17 protein-coding genes, 1 tRNA gene and 1 pseudogene are annotated in these 20092 nt (G+C 65.5%); 14 read left to right on the top strand and 5 right to left on the bottom strand.

The annotated features are described in order from the left end of the window. Positions 1 to 105 precede the first annotated feature (105 nt). The 4 genes from QZ951_RS00390 (at position 106) to QZ951_RS00405 (ending at position 4642) form a co-directional block, all read left to right on the top strand. Positions 106 to 1101 (top strand): zinc-dependent alcohol dehydrogenase family protein, encoded by a 996-nt coding sequence (locus tag QZ951_RS00390; RefSeq protein ID WP_292997370.1) that lies wholly within the window; start codon positions 106 to 108, stop codon positions 1099 to 1101. A gap of 177 nt (positions 1102 to 1278) precedes the next feature. Further along, positions 1279 to 1542, top strand: a complete 264-nt coding sequence (locus QZ951_RS00395) for a hypothetical protein (protein WP_292997372.1) — start codon at positions 1279 to 1281, stop codon at positions 1540 to 1542. Positions 1543 to 2078: 536 nt separating this feature from the next. Then, a complete protein-coding gene (locus tag QZ951_RS00400) occupies positions 2079 to 3395 on the top strand; it encodes a hypothetical protein (RefSeq protein WP_292997373.1) in 1317 nt (438 codons plus the stop codon). 44 nt (positions 3396 to 3439) lie between these two features. Further along, a complete protein-coding gene (locus tag QZ951_RS00405; RefSeq protein WP_292997375.1) occupies positions 3440 to 4642 on the top strand; it encodes a patatin-like phospholipase family protein in 1203 nt (400 codons plus the stop codon). A gap of 43 nt (positions 4643 to 4685) precedes the next feature. Here QZ951_RS00405 and QZ951_RS00410 read toward each other — a convergent pair whose 3' ends face one another. From QZ951_RS00410 to QZ951_RS00420, 3 genes are all read right to left on the bottom strand, one after another. Next, positions 4686 to 5462, bottom strand: a complete 777-nt coding sequence (locus tag QZ951_RS00410; RefSeq protein ID WP_292997377.1) for a ferredoxin--NADP reductase — start codon at positions 5460 to 5462, stop codon at positions 4686 to 4688. Positions 5463 to 5495: 33 nt separating this feature from the next. Continuing rightward, a complete protein-coding gene (locus QZ951_RS00415) occupies positions 5496 to 6896 on the bottom strand; it encodes a cytochrome P450 (RefSeq protein ID WP_292997379.1) in 1401 nt (466 codons plus the stop codon). Between the two features lie 255 nt (positions 6897 to 7151). Continuing rightward, positions 7152 to 7227: transfer RNA gene (locus QZ951_RS00420), tRNA-Glu, on the bottom strand. Between the two features lie 286 nt (positions 7228 to 7513). Here QZ951_RS00420 and pcnB point away from each other — a divergent pair. Both pcnB and folK read left to right on the top strand, forming a co-directional pair. Then, positions 7514 to 8740 (top strand): polynucleotide adenylyltransferase PcnB, encoded by a 1227-nt coding sequence (gene pcnB, locus QZ951_RS00425; RefSeq protein WP_366943753.1) that lies wholly within the window; start codon positions 7514 to 7516, stop codon positions 8738 to 8740. A gap of 64 nt (positions 8741 to 8804) precedes the next feature. Then, on the top strand, positions 8805 to 9284 hold the full coding sequence (gene folK, locus QZ951_RS00430; protein WP_292997381.1) for a 2-amino-4-hydroxy-6-hydroxymethyldihydropteridine diphosphokinase: 480 nt from the start codon (positions 8805 to 8807) through the stop codon (positions 9282 to 9284). A gap of 15 nt (positions 9285 to 9299) precedes the next feature. Here the strand turns inward: folK and QZ951_RS00435 are convergent, their stop codons facing one another. Then, positions 9300 to 10514 carry a transglutaminase domain-containing protein gene (locus tag QZ951_RS00435; RefSeq protein WP_292997383.1) on the bottom strand — a complete coding sequence of 405 codons (1215 nt, stop codon included), beginning with the start codon at positions 10512 to 10514 and terminating at the stop codon, positions 9300 to 9302. Between the two features lie 252 nt (positions 10515 to 10766). On the opposite strand from QZ951_RS00435, the gene panB reads away from it, so the two are divergent. From panB to QZ951_RS00470, 7 genes and pseudogenes are all read left to right on the top strand, one after another. After that, positions 10767 to 11597 carry a 3-methyl-2-oxobutanoate hydroxymethyltransferase gene (gene panB, locus QZ951_RS00440; RefSeq protein WP_292997385.1) on the top strand — a complete coding sequence of 277 codons (831 nt, stop codon included), beginning with the start codon at positions 10767 to 10769 and terminating at the stop codon, positions 11595 to 11597. Position 11598: 1 nt separating this feature from the next. Next, the gene (locus QZ951_RS00445; protein ID WP_292997387.1) at positions 11599 to 12486 is read left to right on the top strand and encodes a hypothetical protein; all 888 of its coding nucleotides are present in this window, start codon (positions 11599 to 11601) and stop codon (positions 12484 to 12486) included. Positions 12487 to 12594: 108 nt separating this feature from the next. Continuing rightward, on the top strand, positions 12595 to 13143 hold the full coding sequence (locus tag QZ951_RS00450) for a hypothetical protein (protein ID WP_292997389.1): 549 nt from the start codon (positions 12595 to 12597) through the stop codon (positions 13141 to 13143). Between the two features lie 72 nt (positions 13144 to 13215). Then, positions 13216 to 14064, top strand: coding sequence for a pantoate--beta-alanine ligase (gene panC / locus QZ951_RS00455; RefSeq protein ID WP_292997390.1), 849 nt, complete (start codon positions 13216 to 13218; stop codon positions 14062 to 14064). 268 nt (positions 14065 to 14332) lie between these two features. Continuing rightward, the gene (gene panD / locus QZ951_RS00460) at positions 14333 to 14713 is read left to right on the top strand and encodes an aspartate 1-decarboxylase (RefSeq protein ID WP_292997391.1); all 381 of its coding nucleotides are present in this window, start codon (positions 14333 to 14335) and stop codon (positions 14711 to 14713) included. Between the two features lie 114 nt (positions 14714 to 14827). After that, positions 14828 to 16459, top strand: a complete 1632-nt coding sequence (gene pgi / locus QZ951_RS00465; RefSeq protein ID WP_292997392.1) for a glucose-6-phosphate isomerase — start codon at positions 14828 to 14830, stop codon at positions 16457 to 16459. Next, positions 16449 to 17291 (top strand): annotated as a pseudogene (locus QZ951_RS00470) (PA2778 family cysteine peptidase); the annotation flags it as partial. The gene pgi and the pseudogene QZ951_RS00470, both read left to right, overlap by 11 nt. 61 nt (positions 17292 to 17352) lie before the next feature. Here QZ951_RS00470 and queG read toward each other — a convergent pair. Beyond that, positions 17353 to 18456 carry a tRNA epoxyqueuosine(34) reductase QueG gene (queG, locus tag QZ951_RS00475; RefSeq protein ID WP_366943758.1) on the bottom strand — a complete coding sequence of 368 codons (1104 nt, stop codon included), beginning with the start codon at positions 18454 to 18456 and terminating at the stop codon, positions 17353 to 17355. A gap of 61 nt (positions 18457 to 18517) precedes the next feature. Here queG and QZ951_RS00480 point away from each other — a divergent pair, with 61 nt between their 5' ends. Then, positions 18518 to 20002 (top strand): NAD(P)H-hydrate dehydratase, encoded by a 1485-nt coding sequence (locus QZ951_RS00480; RefSeq protein WP_292997396.1) that lies wholly within the window; start codon positions 18518 to 18520, stop codon positions 20000 to 20002. Positions 20003 to 20092 lie beyond the last annotated feature (90 nt).

The following is a 20092-nucleotide window of genomic DNA, read 5'->3' on the forward strand; positions in this document are numbered from 1 at the left end:
TTTCGATCCGGGCGGTGGCGACCGCCCGGCGTTGTCCCGTATTGTCGCCACCCGGAACGAGGTCTCGAACCTCGCCGCCCCCACGAAAACGAGAGGAGAGTCCCGATGTCGCGAGTCGTCCGTTTCCACCAGACCGGCAGCCCCGACGTACTGCAGATCGAAGATCTGAGCATTGGCGCGCCCGGCCCGGGCGAGGTCAAGGTCAAGGTCGAGGCCATCGGCCTGAACCGCGCCGAGGCCATGTTCCGCGCCGGCGCCTATCTCGAAGCGCCGACCCTCCCGGCCCGCATCGGCTACGAAGCCTCGGCCATCGTGCTGGCGCTGGGCGAAGGCGTGACCGGCTACACCGTCGGCGAAGCGATCAGCGTGATCCCGGCGTTCTCGATGAACGCCTACGGTGTCTATGCCGACGAGGCGATCGTGCCGGTCTATGGCCTGCGCAAGCGGCCGGCAGGACTGAGCCCGGTCGACGCCGCTGGCGTCTGGATGGCCTACCTGACGTCGTGGGGAGCGCTGATCGAGATCGCCGGGCTGAAGGCGGGCGAGGCGGCGATCATCACCGCCGCGTCGTCGAGCGTCGGCATCGCCTCGATCCAGACCGCGAATGCCGTCGGTGCCACGTCGATTGCCGTGACCCGCACGCGTGCCAAGGTGGCGGACCTGAAGGACGCCGGCGCTGCGCACGTCATCGTCACCGACGAGCAGGACCTGTCGGCGGAAGTGATGCGGATCACCGGCGGGAAGGGCGCTCGCGTCGCCTTCGACCCGGTCGGCGGCCAGCAGCTGATGAAGCTCGCCGAAGCGGCAGCACCGGGCGGCATCATCATCGAATACGGCGCGCTGTCGACCGAAGCCACGCCGTATCCGCTGTTCCTGTCGCTGCTGAAGGCGCTGACCATTCGCGGCTACACGCTGTTCGAGTTCAACGGCGCCGCCGAGCGTCTGGCCACCGCCGAAGCCTTCATCCTCGCGGGCCTCAAGGCCGGCACGCTGAAGCCAGTGATCGCGAAGACCTTCCCGCTGTCGCAGATCGCCGAAGCGCACCGCTATCTCGAATCGAACCAGCAGTTCGGCAAGGTCGTGGTGACGACGGACGCCTGATTCGGCGCCGGACGTGAAAAAGCCCGCCGGTTCGCCAGAACCGGCGGGCTTTTTTGATGAAGCGCGGTCGCGTGCGCGATCTGTGCTCACGCAACTGCCGGCGAATGTGATGCCAAAGGTACCGCCGCCCTTGCTATCCGCGGCAAAGCGTAGGCAAGCCTTCGAAACGCGATAGTGATGACTAATCTTCAGCGTGTGCTCGCTCTGTTGGACGCAGATGCAATGCGGCGGTGCGGTGTATCGAACAGCGCGTTTCTCGATGTCGCATTTTGCGAACTCCGCCCGGCTCCTGCAAAAGAAATCAGGTCCATCTTCCGTCGCAATCTGAAATTGCAGCCCGTGATCTGCGGCAACATCAGGGAACTCGACCCGAGCCGCGATGCAACGAACATGCTCGGCTTGTCGGAAGAATCCCCCTCCACCCCCAGCTCTGAGCGGTGATCAACGCAGTCGCATCCGCGTTCAAGCGGAAGTTCAGGATGGCTTGACCGTCGAGTGAATCGTTCGCTTGGGTCACGCTTCTTGGATCAACCAGCCTTGGGTGAATCGCTGGGTGGCGTCGCGAGCTTTGAGGCGCGGTGAATGACGGCGCCTCAAGCCGTGCAGCAGAATTCTTTTTGAATCGGATTCCGGACCATAGTCCCGTTCTCGAACTGCGCCGTTGCATCCGAACTGCGAGCGGCTGCGTCCGACTGGAGTAACAAATGAGTGATCTGCAAGCCACGACAGGCTGATCGGGGCAGTTGCTTGAGCACCGATCACCGCGTCTCGGCGCATCTGGCACGAACTGTCGGTGCGATCTCGCTACGTTCGTCAATACGTCGACACCTTCTCGAGGCGGTGTTCAGCCGACGGGCGCAATGTGATCCGCATCACATTCGCGCGGCTTCTGATGCGTTCTTCATGTTCCCAAGCAAGCCTATTGCGCAGGTGCATGCGGATAATCGTCGACGGGCACACTGAAATGCGAGCCGTCGATGGACACGAAAGTACTTTTATCGGTCGTTCTGGTTGCGATTTCGATCTTGACTGGCGGTTGTTCAGTGTTGCCAGTGTCATCGCCACCATCGGAGCAGGAATTTGCACGGTGTTTGCTGGATAAAGACTTCGTACGAGCAAAGTTCGAGAGTCATTCGGGGCTCTCGATAGAACCCGTTCTTGATCCACGCCAGGTTGAATCCGCGATTCCCGTTGCATACTCGAGGCTGGCTCGCGCATTGATTGATGGCTATGCGCTGGTATTGACGGCGCCCGCAAAGTACGGGAAGGTTGATACGCGTCGTCCGCGGCCTGAAGTGCTGAGTCACGCAGAGTTGCGGAACATTGAGTGGACTCCTTTCATGCAGTTTCTGGACTGCTACGCGGGAGAGGTTGATCCAGTGAATTTCCAAGGCCGTCTGCTGCGCGGGCATATGCTGCTTGCGATGTTGACGCAGTACGTGGACTTTCTCATCGGACAGTCTCCTCCGGCGCAGCGTGCGCAGTACGCGCGGGAAGCCTTGCAATTGGTGGAAGCCGCAGAGCTTCAGTTGCGCTCAGGATCGGCCGCGATGATTGAATGGTCATCAATTGCTGACCTGCCCGATACCATGTTGATGGACGAGGCAGCACTTCAGGCAGTGAAACAGGTTGAATCTGCCGATAAGCTCTACCTCAAGTCTAGCCGCTACTTTTCTGTGACACGGCGCGTGCTTAGCAGCCTTCAAGTCGCTGAGCTGGCGACGACGGTTGGCATCAGAAACGACTACTACTGGATCGGCAGTGTGCTCCGATCAATCGTGGCGGTTCCGAATAACCCCACAGCAGTAGGCGAGATTGCGCGCAGTGCTGTCGATGGCCTTAAAGCGGCGTCGACATTGAACTTGTACAAGTCAGCATTTTTCGCGGGCGCACAAGAGGATTTGTCAAAGCTGGAACTGGAAAGGAATCCGTCAATGAGAGCCATGTCGGCACCCGATGCAGTCAAGGAGTACTCGACGAAGTTTGCCCCTAGGCTGAGCGAATCGCTTGCCAAGGCTGATCGTATTGATGTCCGGAAGTGCACGGAGACTAGGGCAACGAAGTCACGAGAAAAGTCTGCTGCTTGCAAAGTGTCGCCGTTGGCATTCGCCAAGCAGGAACTTGGGTCGAGCGTCGGTGTGCGACTGTGGCTGGAATGGGACGCTCCGATGATCCGAGCCTGTGACAGCCTCGCAGCGTATGCCGGTCTCGACGAGGCGAACTGCATCCCAGGATGGTCAAGTTTGAAATCGCTCGTTCCCGAATCCGCTTACCAGCGCGGCGGCGTGCAGTGAATTGCGATATCCCGGGAGCGCTGCCAATCAGGAAACCTTTCCGAGTGCTGTCGCTTGATGGCGGCGGCCCTTGGGCATTGATTCAGGCAAGGGCACTTGCAGCGCTTTATCCGAATGAAACGGGTCGACAGATTCTGAGACGATTCGATCTTGCGGTGGCAAATTCGGGAGGCAGCATCACTTTGGCAGGGCTGCTCAAGGATTTGAGACCGGATGAGATCGCAGATTTGTTTTTGAAGCAATCCAATCGGAATCGATTGTTCGTTAGTTGGATGTGGCCTTTTCCTTGGCTTTCACGTTGCTTCGAGGTCTTACCGCGGTGGCATGCGCGAAAGAAGCTGCCTGGCCTGATCAGCATCATGGATGAAGGGCCGAACAAAGTGGCGGATGTGTCGATGCACGATATCCCCGCAATGTGCGGGCTCGATAACCTTCGATTGATGATTGTCAGCTTTGATTATTATGGAAACCGTGGCTATTTCTTTCGATCTTACTGTTCAAAACTGCAGACTGGCGCGTCGCAGTTTGTACCGACGCTTGCTGGAGCCGTGCATGCTTCGAGCAATGCGCCCGTAAGTTTTTTCGATGAACCTGCAGAGATTGCCCCGGCCAGAGGCAAGGAGACTCCTAGACGATTCTGGGATGGTGGTATTGGCGGCTACAACAATCCGGTTCTGCTCGGAGTCGTTGATGCAATCGCGAACGGTGTGGCGCCGCGCGATATTCTTGCACTCAGCATCGGAACAGGAACCGTGTGGCGTCCTAGATACTGTGGTCCTGGTCTGCAGAAATCGGAGCGTCCGATTTATCGGGAAATGGCCAGACCCAGCGTGTTTAGAGATGTGGCGAAACTCGCGAAAGCAATACTCGGTGATCCACCGGACGCGGCATCCCTCCACGCGCACGTAATCACGAGCGAGGGTATTGACGGCGCATTGCGGATCATAAGATTGAACCCGGTGATCCGTCCTGAAATGTCATGGGAAGACAGATGGTCGATCAGTGACATTTATGGCCAACTTGCGGGAAACCGTACCGCATTGGCAAACTTTCAGACGCTGTGCGAGATGCCGATGGATGCGGTACGGCAGCATGAAGTGGAATTGATTGACGCAGCCGCTTGCGCCTGGCTGCGGGACGCCATCCCGAACCAGCCGATTCGGCAGAACTCCGACACAGCCCAGTGCGAAATCGGACATGCGAGCTTTTCCGCCGCCCGACAAGCGTGGCTAGCGCAGGTGCCCTAACGAGAGCCGTCGAATCGCGGAGATTGCTTGCATTTCGCCAACACTACTTCTCGACGAACGCCCGCTCGAACACGTAGTCGCCCGGCTCTCCGATGCCGGGGCTGACGACGAAGCCGCGCTTGTCGAGCATGGCGCGGGTGTCGGCCAGCATCGACGGGCTGCCGCAGATCATGCCGCGGTCGGTTTCCGGGTTCAGCGGCGGCAGGCCGATGTCTTCGAACAGCTTCCCGGATTCGATCAGATCCGTCAGGCGGCCACGGTTCTTGTATGGCTCGCGGGTGACGGTCGGGTAGTAGATGAGCTTCTCTTGCACCATCTCGCCGAGGAACTCGTCGTTCGGCAGGTCCTTCGTCAGGTAGTCCTGATAGGCCAGTTCACTGACCAGACGCACGCCATGGATCAGCACGACCTTCTCGAACGCTTCGTAGGTCGCCGGGTCGCGGATGATGCTCATGAACGGTGCGAGGCCGGTGCCGGTGCCGAACAGGTAGAGGTTCTTGCCGGGCTTCAGGTCATGGATGATCAGGGTGCCGACCGGCTTGTCGGAGACCAGAATCGGATCGCCGACCTTCAGGTGCTGCAGGCGCGAGGTCAGCGGGCCATCCTCGACCTTGATCGAGAAGAATTCCAGCTCCTCCTCGTAGTTCGGGCTGGCGATCGAGTACGCGCGCATCAGCGGCTTGCCGTTGACTTCGAGGCCGATCATCACGAAGTGGCCGTTCTCGAAACGCAGGCCGGACGTCCGGGTCGTGCGGAAACTGAACAGACTTTCGTTCCAGTGATGGACGCGGGTGACGGTTTCGGAAAGGTACTTGGCCATGTGTCTCGAGCGCTGAAGCGGGCAAAAGGGGCGCTAGTTTAATCGTTCGAGCGTGATCGGCAGGCGGTCCTTCGGAATCGGCAGGCTGGTGAAGTCCTGCGGCATGACGTAGCCGTCGGGCACGGTGAAGCGGAAGCGCAGCAGCAGCTGATGCAGGATCGCCTTCACTTCCATCATTCCGAAGTGCAGGCCGATGCACTTGTGGGCACCGCCGCCGAACGGCGTCCACAGGAACGGGTGGCGCTTGTCTTCGGCGCGGGCCGGGCCGAAGCGCTCCGGGTCGAACAGGTGCGGCGCCGTCCACCATTCCGGCATGTGGTGCGTCATCCACGCGCTGGTCGCCACCATCGCGCCTTTCGGCAGTCGCACGCCGTCGAATGCGCAATCGGTGGTGACGCCGCGCGGCAGCATCGGCACTGGCGCGGCGATCCGCAGCGTTTCCTTGATCGCGAGGCTGGTGTCCTCGAAGCGATCGAGATCGGCGAAGGTCAAGGCTCCGGGGCCGATCGCGCGGCATTCATCGCGCAGCCGCTCCTGCCACGCTGGCTGCCGGGCGAGCTGGTACAGGAGGTTGCTGAGGGTGATCGTCGACGTGTCGTGCGCGGCCATCAGCACGAAGATCATGTGATTGACGACGTCGTCGTCGCTGAACAGGTCGCCGTCTTCGGTGCGGGCTTCGCACAGGCGCGAGAACAGGTCCGGCCCCGGATTCGCCCGCTTGGCGGGCAGGGCCGCGCGGAAATGCCGTTCCAGCAGGCGACGGCCCTTGATCCCGGCATGCCAGCGACCGCCGGGCAGGTCGAACCGGATCAGTGACGTCGCCGCCTGCACGGTGTCGAGGAAGGCGTCGTTGATGGCATCGGCATCGCTGCCGGGCTTCTGGCCGACGAACACCTCGCTGCCGATGTTCAGGGTCATCGACTTCAGGCGCTTGAACAGCAGGCACTGGCCCGGCCGCCAGGCGTCCAGCTCGCTGGCGATGGTGGCCTGCATGCGGTCGAAGTAGCCGAGCAGCGCGTCGTGCGCGAACGCCGTGTTCATGATCCGGCGATGCAGGCGGTGCTCGTCGAAGTCGAGCAGCATCAGCCCGCGGTTGAAGAACGGGCCAATGAAGTAGGACCAGCGGGCGTTCTCGAACAGGTTGCCGCGGTTCTGCAGCACGAACTGGTTGGCATCCGGGCCGAACAGGAAATGACACTGGGTGCCGAAGGCGTCGATCTTCGCGACGGTGCCGTGGCACTCGTACAGGCGACGCAGGAAGGTGTGCGCGTCGCGGATGTAGGCGAGGCTGGAGCCGATCAGCGGCCAGCTTCGGTGATGCGGCGCTTCGCGCAGCGCTGCTGTGGAGGCGCCGGCCACCGCATCACGCGGCGCGGCAACGACATCCTCTGCGGCTGTGGCGTCGACCATCGACGCCGGACTAGTGTCCGTCATGCGGCTGCTGCTCCTCTCGCGAATCATCGGGTTGTTCTGGTTATGGCGGCGCGCGACGATGTTGTCGCGCTGCCGGCAGCAGGCCGATTCGGGAACGCGTCGCCAGCCGCTCCGCAGCGTAATTAACCAATCGGTAGATTGGCAATGCCAGCCGTGGACCGGTCGTCGCTTCGCAGGTCGTTGGGCACAAAAAACGCCGCGTCGTGGCGGCGTTCGGTGCATGCCTCGGGAATCTGCTGCGTTTCGCGGCAGCTGTGGCGCTCCTACCCGGATTCGAACCGGGGTTAAAGCCGTGAGAGGGCTCCGTCCTAGGCCTCTAGACGATAGGAGCGTCGAGGCAGGCAGCGATTATACGGGCAAAGTTTCCGGGCGTGACGGTATGCCGCGCTCGGAATTGCGGGAGGATTGCGTGGACGATCCTGCTGAATGGCGGCGTCCTCGCGTAAACTTCGCTAGACAGGGCAGGCTTTGCGTGATCACACAGGTTCGCGCCGCCACCCGAACGTCACCGAATTCCGCAATCCGAACTCCCGAGACCCGCCATCAGCGAGCCGAACCGCATCCCGCGCGACCAGCATCCGATTTCGCGCGCCAACATTTCTCCGGGCGCCCTGAAGGTGCTCTACGGCCTGAAAGACGCCGGTTACGAGGCCTACATGGTCGGCGGTGGTGTCCGCGACCTGCTGGCCGGGATCGAGCCGAAGGATTTCGACATCGCGACCAGCGCCCATCCGGACGAGATCAAGCGCGTGTTCCGCGGCTGCCGCCTGATCGGCCGCCGGTTCATGATCGCCCACGTCCGCGCCGGCGAGGAAATCCTCGAAGTCACGACCTTCCGCGGCCCGATCACGGACAGCCACGAGCGCGACGAGACCGGGCGCATCCTGTCGGACAACGTCTACGGCACGCTGGAAGAAGACGCGTTCCGGCGCGATTTCACCGTCAACGCGCTGTATTACGACATCCGCGATTTTTCGATCGTCGACTTCTGCGGCGGCGTCAACGACCTGCAGGCGCGGCAACTGCGGTTGATCGGCGATCCGGAACTGCGCTATCGCGAAGACCCGGTTCGCATGCTGCGGGCAGTGCGCATTGCCAACAAGCTCGGCTTCGAGATCGAACCGCTGAGCGCTGAGCCGATCGCGCGCCTGGCCTCGCTGCTGCGCGAGATTCCGCCGGCTCGGCTGTTCGACGAGATCCTCAAGATCTTCCTGAACCGCGATGCGCTGGCCAATTTCGAGGGCCTGCGCCGTCACGGCCTGTTCGCGGAACTGTTTCCGGGCACCGAACGTTCGATCAACGCCGCCAAGCGCGATCTGGAACTGGTGCGCATCGCGCTCACGTCGACCGCCGAACGAGTCAAGCGGGATCTGCCGGTGACGCCGGCGTTCCTGTACGGCGCGCTGCTGTGGCCGCCGTATGCCGATCGTGCCTACGAGCTCGAATTCGAGAAGGGCCACGACAGCGTGTCGGCCCAGACCCAGGCGGCGGAAGAAGTGCTGGCCAAGCAGCAGCACCGGATCGCCATCCCGAAGCGCTTCTCGCTGCCGATGCGCGAGATCTGGTCGCTGCAGCCGCGCTTCGAGGATCTGCGCCCAGGCCGTGCCAAGCGCCTGATGACGCATCCACGCTTCCGCGCAGCCTACGACTTCCTGCTGCTGCGCGCGCAGGCCGGCGAGCCGGGTTGTGCCGCGCTCGCCAACTGGTGGACGCAGGCGCAGTCCGGCGTCGTGCCGGAAGTGCCGGAAGAACTGGCCGAGATGGCGGATGCGCCGGAACCCGCCGGCGAGGGCGCGCCGAAGAAGCGCCGCCGCCGCGGTGGCCGCAACCGCCGCAAGGCCTGAGCGGCTGCGGCCGCTCGGCTGACGCCCCGTCGTTCGCGATACAGCCGGCCCCCGGTTCGATCCGATGCGCGTCTACCTCGGCCTCGGGGCCAATCTCGGCACGCCGGCGCAGCAGATCGTCGACGCGTTCGATCGGATAGCGGCCTTGCCGGACACGACCTTGCTGGCGCGATCCTCGCTGTATCGCAGTGACCCGGTCGGCCCGAAAGGCCAGCCGGACTATTGCAACGCCGCCGCCATCATCGACACCGCGCTGGCGCCGCTGGATTTGCTCGATGCGCTGCATGCGATCGAACATGCGGCCGGCCGCCAGCGCGACGGCATCCGCTGGGCTGCGCGCCTGCTCGACCTCGACATCCTGCACATTGACGGCATGACGTTGGCCGAGCCGCGTCTGACGGTGCCGCATCCGCACCTGCACGAACGCAACTGGGTGCTGGTGCCGCTGGCCGAGATCGCTCCGGCACTCGATATTCCCGGACTTGGCCCGGTCAGCGCCCGTGCGGCGGCAGCCGGCACGGCGGGTCTTCGCCTCTGGCACTGACGTTCGGAGAGGGACTCAGCCGTGCGCGCTGAGCCGGGCGAACTTGCTGCGATATCGCGCCTGCTGGTTGAGGTCCGGCGTCAGCTTCAGGGCCACGTCCAGCGCCTGCGCCGACAATCGCTGCTCGCCCTGTCGTTCCAGCAGGACCGCCATCAGGAAGAAGAAACGCGGGTCCTTCTGGTTCAGCAACACGGCGCGCCGGGCGTGGTCGTAGGCGGTGCGATCGTCATGCTCGTCGAAGGCATTCAAGGCCAGCTGGAAGTGGTAGTACGGATTCCGATCAAGCAACTGCTTGCCGCGCGTGCGGTAGAACCTGGCGAGCGAGGCATTGCCCAGCGCGTCATGGATCTGCGCGGCCGTGTTGTAGCTGAGCAGGCTGTCCGGATCGAGGCTCAGCGCCTGCGTGATCGCGATGCCGGCAGCGCGCAGCCGATCGTTCAGCAGATACAGGCTGGCGAGGTTGGTCCAGAGATACGACGCGTCCGGCAGCAGCCGCAGGGCCTGCAACTGATAGCGCAGGGCATCGGTCGACCGCTGCTGCAGCCGCAGTTCGACCGCCCGGTTGTTGTAGTACTGCGCCAGCGCGGCCTTGTCGTCGATCAGCCAGTGCGCAACGTCCGGTCGCGCTTCTTCACCGCTGACGTCGATGATCTGGAACAGCGGCGCGATGAGGTCGACCCGCGCATTGATGTGCCGATACAGCAGCAAGGTCTGGGCATCGCCGAGATCCCAGGTCGGCGGAATGTCGACCTGATTGAACTGCGCGGGAATTCCCGACGCGCGCGCCAGCGCGACGAACAGCAGCGTGTAGCTCAGGCAGTTCGCGCGACGCTCGCGAAACGCCTGTTCCGCGCTGAGGCTGGCGTCGACGTCATAGCTCAGGATTTGGCCCGGGTCGCCATGGTCGCCGCTCAGCGCCGTGGCGAGGGCTTCCGTCTTGGCCGCGATGCCGCGCTTGTTCCGTGTGGCCTGCAACGCGAACTCGCGCATGTCCTCGGTCAACGCCAGCAGCGATTCCGGCGTCTCGATCGGCTCCGCATGGGCGAAATCATGCTCGTTCGCCAGATCGGCGCCGGCCAGTACCCAGTCGACATCGGTCGATGACAGCACTGGTGGCGGCGGCAAGGTCGCGCAGCCGGCGATCGCCATCGTCAAACTCACGACACACCGGCACAGCACCCGGTGGACATGCTGCGGCAGGGCTGACCGCGGCTTCCCTTCGGCGTTCATCCGTTCTCCTCCCGGCGGCTCTGCGGCCGCGCCGCTGGCTGTGATCAGGCTACACCCGGTTTGGGGCCCGTCCAGCGCCGTTGATCCGGATTCGGCCGGCGTGCCGAAAGCCGCGTTGACGGGATGATCCGGCACGCGGTTGACGGCAGCATGCATCGCTCAAGACGCACCGGGTGGTCGGAGCGAGCCACCGTCCGGGAGCCCGAAAAGTCGCGTGATATATTTCGCGCCCTCGCAGAAACCAGACGTTCCATGACTGCCAAGCCCGCCGCGCCCAGCGCCGTCGTTCATGTGTCCGAGCTGCGCCGCATGCGCGAGGCCGGCGAAAAGATCGCCTGTCTGACCTGCTACGACGCCAGCTTTGCGCTGATCGAGGATCGCGCCGGTGTCGATGTCGTCCTGATCGGCGACTCGCTCGGCATGGTGATTCAGGGCCAGACCGCGACCACGGCCGTCACCGTCGCCGACATCGCGTACCACTCGCGTGCCGTGGCGCCGCATCTGAAGCGCGCCTTCCTGGTGGCCGACCTGCCGTTCCTGAGCTTCGCGACGCGCGACCGGGCGCTCGACGCCTCGCAGCGGCTGATGCAGGAAGGTGGGGCGAAGATGGTGAAGCTCGAAGGCGGCCGCGAACAGGCGGACATCGTCGAGTACCTCGCCGTGCGCGGCGTGCCGGTCTGCGCCCATCTCGGGCTGCAGCCGCAGCTGATCCACAAGCTCGGCGCGTTCAAGGTGCAGGGTCGTGAAGACGCCGCGGCCGAGGCGATGCTGAAGGACGCGCGCATTCTCGAAGAAGCCGGTGCCGACATGCTGTTGCTCGAATGCGTGCCGTCGAGCCTCGGCCAGCGCATCACCGAAGCCGCCCAGGTGCCGGTGATCGGCATCGGCGCCGGGCCCGACGTGTCCGGCCAGATTCTGGTGCTGCACGACATCCTGAACATCTCGCCGATGGTCACCATCGGCCGCAAGCCGCGATTCGTGCAGAACTTCATGCACGGTGCGGCGGACATCGAGTCGGCCGTGCGTGCCTACGTGCAGGCCGTGAAGAGCGGTGCCTATCCGGCGCCCGAACACTGCTTCTGAGATGACCGCGTTGGCCGGCATGTGGCCGGTGCGGCCGCTGAAGATCGGCTTGCTGCTGCTGTTTTTGCTCGTGATCGTGCGGCTCGGCTGGATGGCGGACGACGCCTACATCAGCTTCCGCAGTGTCTGGAACTGGGTGCATGGCTACGGCCTGACCTGGAACCCGGTCGAGCGGGTGCAGGCGTTCAGCAACCCGTTGTGGGTACTGCTGATCGCCGCCGTGTTCCGCATCACCGGCGAGCTGTACCTGACCGCGATGACGGTCTCGATCCTCGTGACCGTGCTGGCGGTCGCGCTCGTGCTGGCCCGGCTGGCGCGCACGCTGCCGCAGGCGCTGGCCTTCGTCGTCGTCTTGCTGAGCGCGCAGGCGATTCTGGACTTCTCGACCTCCGGCCTCGAAAACCCGCTGTCGTTCCTGCTGGCGGCGACGTTCTGCGTGCTGTGGCTGCCGTCGACGTCGGGCGAACGGCCGGTATTCCGGCTGTTCCTGACCGGCGGCCTGATGGCCCTGAACCGGCTCGATCTGATCGTGCTGGTGGCGCCTGCGCTGGCGCTGGTGCTGCTGACCGACAAGGGCGCCGGCCTCTGGCGGCGCGCGGCATTGGGTCTGCTGCCGCTGCTGGTCTGGGAGGCGTTCTCGATCGTCTACTACGGCTTCCCGTTTCCCAACACCTACTACGCCAAGCTGGCGACCGGCATTCCGCGCAGCGCCTATCTCGAGCAGGGCCTGCTGTACCTGCTTGACGCCGCCGTGCGCGACCCGGGCCTGGTCATGACCGTGCTGCTCGGTGCGGTGATCGGCGGTCGCGGGCATGCACGGCGTCCGCTGGCGCTCGGCGTGCTGCTGTATGTCGCCTACGTGGTGTCGGCCGGCGGCGACTTCATGTAGGGGCGGTTCCTGACCGCGCCGGCCTTCGTCGCGGCGATCCTGCTGGCGACGGCGGAGCCATCGACGGCGAGGCCATCGCTGCCGGCAGCCGCCGCGTTTGCGCAGCCGTTGCCGCTGGCGCTGGCCGCGCTGGTGCTGCTGGCTGCCGGAACACGGCTGGTCGGCTCGGAAGGCGGCGATCCGCCGATCCGCGCCAATGGCGTCGCCAACGAGCGCAATTTCTATGTCGCGCACACCGGGCTGATTTTCCACAGCCGCGACCGCGATGTGCCGTTCAACCATCCGTGGGCGCAGGAAGGCGTGCGGATGCGCCAAGCCCCCGGCGATCATCTTTTCGTGTTCAACACCATCGGCTTCATCGGCTACGCCGCAGGGCCGACGGTGCAGATCGTCGATCCGCTGGCGCTGGCCGATCCGTTCCTGGCGCGCCTGCCGGGCGAACAGCCGTGGCGCATCGGCCATGTCGGCCGGGTGATTCCGGATGGCTATCTGGCCTCGCTGCGCAGCGGCGAGAACCAGCTGACGTCGCCGCGCCTGCGCGAGCTGTACGACAACCTGCAACTGATCACGCGCGGCCCCCTGTTCACCGAAGCGCGCTGGGCGGCAATCTGGCGGATGAACGCCGGCATCTGGCGCACGCCGGATGCGGCGCGCTGAATCCCGGACAACGCCATTCCCGCCGCGATTGCGGCAAGCTGCGCGCCTTGTCACGTCTCCCTCACGTCGGTCATGAAAACCCTGCACACCGTTGCCGAACTGCAATCCCTCCGGGCCGACTGGCGCGCGCGCGGCGAACGCGTGGCGGTGGTGCCGACGATGGGCAACCTGCATCGCGGCCATCTGGCGCTGGTCGAGCGCGCGAAGCAACTGGCCGAGCGTGTCGTCGTCACGATCTTCGTCAACCCGCTGCAGTTCGGCCCGAACGAGGATTTCGGGCGCTATCCGCGCACCTTGCCGGAGGATCTCAAGGCGCTCGCCGGTCTTGGCGTCGATCTGGTCTACGCGCCACCGGTCGAGGAGGTCTATGTCAACGGCTTCCCGCCGGCCACGACGATCACCGTGGCGCCGCTGTCCTCGCAGCTCGAAGGCCATTTCCGGCCCGGATTCTTCACCGGCGTGGCGACGGTGGTCGCGATCCTGTTCGACTCGGTGCAGCCGGATGTCGCCGTGTTCGGCGAAAAGGACTGGCAGCAGCTTCAGATCGTCACGCGCATGGTGGCCGACCTGCGCATGGGCATCGCCATCGTCGGCCACCCGACCGCACGCGATGACGATGGCCTCGCCATGTCCTCGCGCAACCAGTATCTGAACGCCGAGGAGCGCGCGCGCGCGCCAGCCGTGCATGCCAGCCTGCAGGCCGTCGCCGCCGGTCTGCGTGCGGGGCGTCGCGACCTTGAATCGCTCTGCGACGAAGCGTGCGCCGCGCTGCGGCAGCAGGGCTTCGTGCCGCAGTATCTGGAGGTCCGGACCCCGGCGCTGGATTCGCCGATCGCGTCGACGCGCGACTTCGTCGTGCTGGTGGCCGCCGTGCTCGGCACGACCCGGCTGATCGACAACCTGCGGGTCACGCTGGACTGACCCGCGCAGGCGCAAGGCGCCTTCGCGACCGGGTGTAATCGGCCTTTCCGTTCGTCGGTCACACGGCGCCAACGGCGATTCAGGGTTGGCGTTTCGGCATAAGCTCGTTATACTTTTGCGACTTGTGGCAGTCGATTCAGTTCGTGCCGCAACGGGCGCATGTCTTTTTGGGCCGCCCTCGGTCGTTGAACTTCTTGATCCCCCGGTGCATGTCTTTTTGGGCCACCCGGATCAGCCAACCATCCAGGCCATACAAAAGGTATCCGCCATGCAACTGACCATGCTCAAGTGCAAGCTTCACCGTGCGCGTGTGACCCACGCGGAACTCGACTACGAAGGCTCCTGCGCCATCGACGGTCGTTTGCTGGACCTCGCCGGCATTCACGAGTACGAGCAGATCCAGATCTACAACGTCGGCAACGGCGAACGCTTCACGACGTACGCCATCCGGGCCGAAAATGGCAGCGGCATCATCTCGGTGAACGGGGCGGCTGCGCACAAGGCGCGCGTCGGTGATCGCGTGATCATCTGCGCGTACGCGGAAGTCGAAGCCAATGTCGCCAAGATGCACAAGCCGAAGCTTGTGTACTGCGACGAGGCCAACCGCGTGACCCGTACCGCGAACACGATCCCGGTGCAGGCGGCCTGACCTTTCGATCGCCCGATGCAGCGCACGCTGCGAACAGGCGATAGAAATCATGGCAGAACGAGGCTCAAGCTGAGTAAGCTTGGGCCTCTTTTCGTTGGGTCCCCCTACGCTCCGATGTCCGCATTGACGGAAAGCGCCGCCTGGCGCGCGCTGACGCAGCTTGCCCTGGCCGATGCCGCGGTCTCCCTGAACCAGCGTTTCGCAAGCGATCCTGACCGTGCCCGGCGCCTCGCCGCCGAAGCCTGCGGTCTGTATCTGGACTATTCCAAGCAGCGCGTCGACGATTCGATCCTGTCGGCCCTGCTGGCCTACGCCGATCAGCAACAGGTGTCGGCCGGCATCGCCCGGATGTTTGCCGGCGACGTGATCAACGCCACCGAGGGCCGCGCAGTGGGTCACGTGGCGCTGCGCGCGCCGCGCGACGCGGGCCTGACGATGGCAGGGGCGCCGGTGATGCCGGCCGTGCATGACGTGCTTGATCGCATGGCGACGTTCGCCGACGCGATCCGCAGCGGTGCCTGGCGCGGCGCGACCGGCGAGATGCTGACCGACATCGTCAACATCGGCATCGGCGGCTCCGACTTTGGTCCGCGCATGGTCTGGGATGCGCTGTCGGACCCGACCAACCGGCCGCGTGCGCATTTCGTCGCCAATGTCGATGGCGCGCAGTTGTCCGCGGTGCTCGGCGCGCTGGATCCGGCGCGCACCTTGTTCGTCGTCACCTCGAAGACCTTCACGACGCAGGAAACGATGGCCAACGCGGGCGCGGCGCGGCACTGGCTGACGGCAGCGCTCGGCGAAGCGGCCGTGGCCCGGCATTTCGCGGGTGTTTCGACGGCGCGGCAGACGGTGGAAGCGTTCGGCATCGCCCCGGCCAATGTCTTCGAGTTCTGGGACTGGGTCGGCGGCCGCTACTCGCTGTGGTCGGCCGTCGGGCTGGCCAACATGATCGCGCTCGGGCCGGGCCGCTTTCGCGAACTGCTCGCCGGCGCTCACGCGATGGACGAGCATTTCCGGCGCACGCCGCTGGCGCAGAACCTGCCCGTGCTGATGGCGCTGATCGCGTTCTGGAACTACAACTTTCTCGGCGCTTCCAGCCAGGTGATCGCCCCGTATGCGCAGCGCCTGCGCCGCTTCGTCGGGTGGCTGCAGCAACTGGAAATGGAGTCGAACGGCAAGAGCGTCAATCGCGACGGCCAGACGCTCGATTACCCGACGACGCCGGCGCTGTGGGGCGATGTCGGCACCAATGCCCAGCATGCGTTCTTCCAGATGCTGCATCAGAGCGCCGCACTCCATCCGGTCGATTTCATCATTCCGGTCAAGCCGGTGCGCGGCCTGCCGGAACAGCATCCGCTTCTCGTCGCGAACGGGCTGGCGCAGAGTGCGGCGCTGATGCGCGGCAAGGATGCCGAACAGGTGCGCGCCGAACTGAGCCGGCAGGGCCTGTCGGGCGCGACGCTGGAGGCCGCGATTCCGCACCGCGTGTTCAGCGGCAACCGCCCGAGCAGCACGCTGCTGCTGCCGCAGCTCGACGCGTTCCATGTCGGTGCGCTGTGTGCGCTGTACGAGCACCGCACCTTCGTGCTGAGCCTGCTGTGGAACATCAATGCTTTCGACCAGTGGGGCGTGGAGCTTGGCAAGCAGCTGGCGCAGCAGGTGACGATGGCGATGGGCGACGGCAGCGGTGTCGCCGCGCTCGACGCATCGACGCAGCAGTTGCTGGAGCGGGTCCATGCGCGCTGAACGCTGGCTGTTGTGGGCCGGAGCGCTGCTGCTGACCGCCTGCGCCAGCCAGCCACCGCAGCGGGTGCAGGATTTCGGGGCCGGCAACGACCGCATCGAGCTGAAGCAGACCGCGTTCTTCCCGAACGACGACCAGAGCTTCGCCGCATCGGCGCTGGCCACGCTGCTGTACACCGACGGCCTGTCGATGGTCGGCCCGGAGCAGGTCGCGCCATTCATCAATCGCAAGTTCGCCGCCGTCGACCAGCGCCCGGCACTGCTGAATGCAGCGCGCCACTTCGACCGCCTGCCGTATGTGCTGGCGCCGACCCCGGATGCCGTGTTCGCCGAAGTCAAGGCAGGGACCCCGGTGCTGGTGCTGCAGAAGCTGGCGAACTGGCGCTACTCGGTCGTCATCGGCGTCGAGCCGGTCACCAATCGCGTGATCCTGCGCTCGGGCAAGGATGGCCGCGTCTATCAGCCGCTCGAGGAATTCCTGCGCGGCTGGAAGGCCAGCGACAACTGGGCGCTGGTCGTCAGCGACGGTGTTCGGGTTGCCGCGAGCGCCACGCAGGAGCGCTGGATCGCCGCCGGCGAAGCCATGACCAAGGCCGAACGGCCCGATCTGGCCGAACGCAATGCCGAAGGCGCACTGAAGCGCTGGCCGGGTACCGTCGTGCCGTGGGTGGCGCTGGGCAATGCCCGCTACGCCGCGAAGAACTTCCTCGGCGCCCAAGAGGCCTACCTCGAATCGCTGAAGCTCAAGGCCGAGAACCCGGTGGTGCGCAACAACCTGGCGCTGGTGCTGCTGGAGCGTCACTGCGTGGATCTGGCCGAGCAGCAGGTGGCGAAAGCCATCGCCAGCGAGACCGACGCGGGCCTGAAGGCGATCTACGAGACGACGCGGGTGAAGATCAGCCAGTACGAGGGGCCGTCGATCTACTGTCCGCCGCCGGACGACGCTGAAGCGCCCATCGAATATGAGATTGCACCGTTGAATCCGGAAAAGCCGCGCGCATCGCGAGTGCGTCCGAAAGCGCCTGCGAAGCCGAAGAACTGAGCGCCGGATCGGCCAGCGCATTGCCCATCGCCACGGCGAGGTTGCGCAGCCAGCGGTGATACCCGGCGCGGCGCAGCGCCATGCCTTCGGTGCGCTGCAGATACTCGGCCTCCGTCCACGCGAACAGGTCGATGAGGCGGACAGCGTCCAGCCCGTGGCGTGGCGCAAAGTCCGGGGTGGCATCGAGCTTCGCGTAGCGGTTCCACGGGCAGACCAGCTGGCAGTCGTCGCAGCCGAAAATCCGGTTGCCGATCAGCGGCCGCAGGTCTTCCGGAATGTCGCCGTGATGCTCGATCGTCAGATACGAGATGCAGCGTCGGGCATCGAGCCGGTACGGCGCAATGATTGCCTGTGTCGGGCAGATGTCGATGCAGGCGCTGCACGAGCCGCAATGGGCGCTGACCGGGGCCTCGGCCGACGGTGCCAGCGGCAGGTCGGTGTAGATCTCGCCGAGGAAAAACCACGAGCCGGCCTCGCGATTCAGCAGCAGGGTGTGCTTGCCGATCCAGCCGAGCCCGGCGTTGCGGGCCAGCGCCTTTTCGAGCACCGGCGCACTGTCGGCGAACACGCGATAGCCATGCGGCGCGATGGCTTCCGCCATCCGCTCGGCCAGCTTCTTCAACCGGCTCCGCATCAGCTTGTGATAGTCGCGGCCCAGCGCGTAGCGCGAGATGTAGGCGGCTTCCGGGTCGGCCAGCACGGCCTCGGCGTCCTCGGCGGACGGTCGATAGTCGAGCCGCGCGCTGATCACCGTCACCGTGCCCGGCAGCAGCCGGGCCGGCGCTTCGCGCAAGCTCGCATGCTGTGCCATCCACGCCATCCCGCCATGCAGCCCGTCGTCGAGCCAGCGCTGCAGATGGGCGCTGTCGTCATCGAGCGATTGCGTGGCGATGCCGGCATCGGCGAAGCCGAGTTCACGCGCCCAGGCACGGATCTGCGCGGCCCAGTCGGCGAGCAGCGCAGCGTCGTTCGGTGACGGATCGGCGGGGTCGGGCACTTATACTGGCGCGATGGAAAACATGGCGGCGCGATTGTATTCCGCGGCTCAAGTGCGCGAACTCGACCGGCGCGCGATCGAAGACCACGGCATTCCCGGCTACACCCTGATGCAGCGCGCCGCGCGCGCGGCGTGGACCGCCGCGCGCTACCGCTGGCCGAATGCCCGATCGGTCGCCGTGTTTTGCGGGCCCGGCAACAACGGCGGCGATGGCTATGTCGTCGCCGGCCTGGCACGGGCGGATGGTTTTGCCGTGCAGGTCTTCGAATGCGATGACGCCGACCGCCGCGGCGATGCGCGGCTGGCGCGGCAGGACTGGTTGACGGTCGGCGCCGTGACCCGCTGGTCGGCCGGCACGACGACGCTGCCCGCGGTCGATCTGCTGGTCGACGCGCTCTACGGCACCGGCCTGACCCGTGCACCGGTTGGCGATGCGGCCGATGCGATCGCGGCAGTCAACGCCGCGCATCGGGCCGGCAGCGGCGTGCTGGCGCTCGACATCCCATCCGGCCTCGTCGCCGACACCGGCGCGATTCCCGGCCCGGTGGTCGAAGCCGATCTGACCGTGAGCTTCATCGCCGCCAAGCTCGGCCTGCACACCGCCTGCGGCCCGGCGGTCTGCGGCGAGGTGCTGCTCGATGATCTGGCGGTGCCGGCATCGGTACACGACGGCCTGACGCCGATCGCGACGTTGACCGACCACGCCGATCTCCAGCGCGCACTGCCGACACGCAATCGCAGCGGCCACAAGGGCACGCACGGCCACGTGCTGCTGGTGGGCGGCGATCACGGCATGGCCGGCGCGATCCTGCTGGCGGCGCGCGCAGCGCTCCGCAGCGGCGCCGGGCTGGTGACGGTGGCCACGCGCGCCGCCCATGCCGTGGCGCTCACGGCGGCGCAGCCGGACGTGATGTTTCGCAGTGTCGAATCGATCGCGGAACTGCAGCCGCTGCTGCAACAGGCCGATGTCATCGCCGTCGGCCCCGGGCTCGGGCTCGGCGACTGGAGCCGCAGGCTGTTCGATGCGGTGCTGGCCAGCGAACGGCCGAAGGTCGTCGATGCTGACGCCCTGAATCTGCTGGCGACATCGCCGCAGCGTCGCGATGACTGGGTGCTGACGCCGCATCCGGGCGAAGCCGGCCGCCTGCTGGGCATCGACACGCGAGCGGTGCAGGGCGACCGCGTCGCCGCGATCACCGCGCTGCAGGCGCGCTACGGCGGTGCGGTGGTGCTGAAAGGTGCCGGCAGCCTCATTCGAGGCACCGCGCTGCGGCTGTGCCCGTTCGGCAATCCCGGCATGGGGGTCGGCGGCATGGGCGATGTGCTGACCGGCGTCACGGCGGCAATCATCGCGCAGGGTCGGCTTGCTGGCCTCGGTCTCGAAGCGGCTGCCGCGGCGGCCGTCATGGCCCATGCCCTCGCGGGCGACCGCGTGGCGCGCGACGGCGAGCGCGGCTTGATCGCTTCGGATGTCGTCGAGGCCCTGCGCGCGGTGGTCAACCCATGAGCGACCGACGCACGCTGCGACTCGCCGACGATGCCGCGACCGAAGCGCTCGGGGCCGCGCTGGCGCTGGCCTTGCAGGGGCGGGCGGGTG

Origin of the sequence: Nevskia sp. (genome assembly GCF_021732705.1) — a bacterium.
GTDB lineage: Bacteria > Pseudomonadota > Gammaproteobacteria > Nevskiales > Nevskiaceae > Nevskia.

What these genes read in the sequence shown, in the direction of transcription:
- QZ951_RS00390 (WP_292997370.1), top strand. Translation starts at nt 106, where the DNA reads ATGTCGCGAGTCGTCCGTTTCCACCAGACCGGCAGCCCCGACGTACTG.
- QZ951_RS00395 (WP_292997372.1), top strand. Translation starts at nt 1,279, where the DNA reads ATGACTAATCTTCAGCGTGTGCTCGCTCTGTTGGACGCAGATGCAATG.
- QZ951_RS00400 (WP_292997373.1), top strand. Translation starts at nt 2,079, where the DNA reads ATGGACACGAAAGTACTTTTATCGGTCGTTCTGGTTGCGATTTCGATC.
- QZ951_RS00410 (WP_292997377.1), bottom strand. Translation starts at nt 5,462, where the DNA reads ATGGCCAAGTACCTTTCCGAAACCGTCACCCGCGTCCATCACTGGAAC.
- QZ951_RS00415 (WP_292997379.1), bottom strand. Translation starts at nt 6,896, where the DNA reads ATGACGGACACTAGTCCGGCGTCGATGGTCGACGCCACAGCCGCAGAG.
- folK (WP_292997381.1), top strand. Translation starts at nt 8,805, where the DNA reads ATGCGCGTCTACCTCGGCCTCGGGGCCAATCTCGGCACGCCGGCGCAG.
- QZ951_RS00435 (WP_292997383.1), bottom strand. Translation starts at nt 10,514, where the DNA reads ATGAACGCCGAAGGGAAGCCGCGGTCAGCCCTGCCGCAGCATGTCCAC.
- panB (WP_292997385.1), top strand. Translation starts at nt 10,767, where the DNA reads ATGACTGCCAAGCCCGCCGCGCCCAGCGCCGTCGTTCATGTGTCCGAG.
- QZ951_RS00445 (WP_292997387.1), top strand. Translation starts at nt 11,599, where the DNA reads ATGACCGCGTTGGCCGGCATGTGGCCGGTGCGGCCGCTGAAGATCGGC.
- panC (WP_292997390.1), top strand. Translation starts at nt 13,216, where the DNA reads ATGAAAACCCTGCACACCGTTGCCGAACTGCAATCCCTCCGGGCCGAC.
- panD (WP_292997391.1), top strand. Translation starts at nt 14,333, where the DNA reads ATGCAACTGACCATGCTCAAGTGCAAGCTTCACCGTGCGCGTGTGACC.
- pgi (WP_292997392.1), top strand. Translation starts at nt 14,828, where the DNA reads ATGTCCGCATTGACGGAAAGCGCCGCCTGGCGCGCGCTGACGCAGCTT.
- QZ951_RS00480 (WP_292997396.1), top strand. Translation starts at nt 18,518, where the DNA reads ATGGCGGCGCGATTGTATTCCGCGGCTCAAGTGCGCGAACTCGACCGG.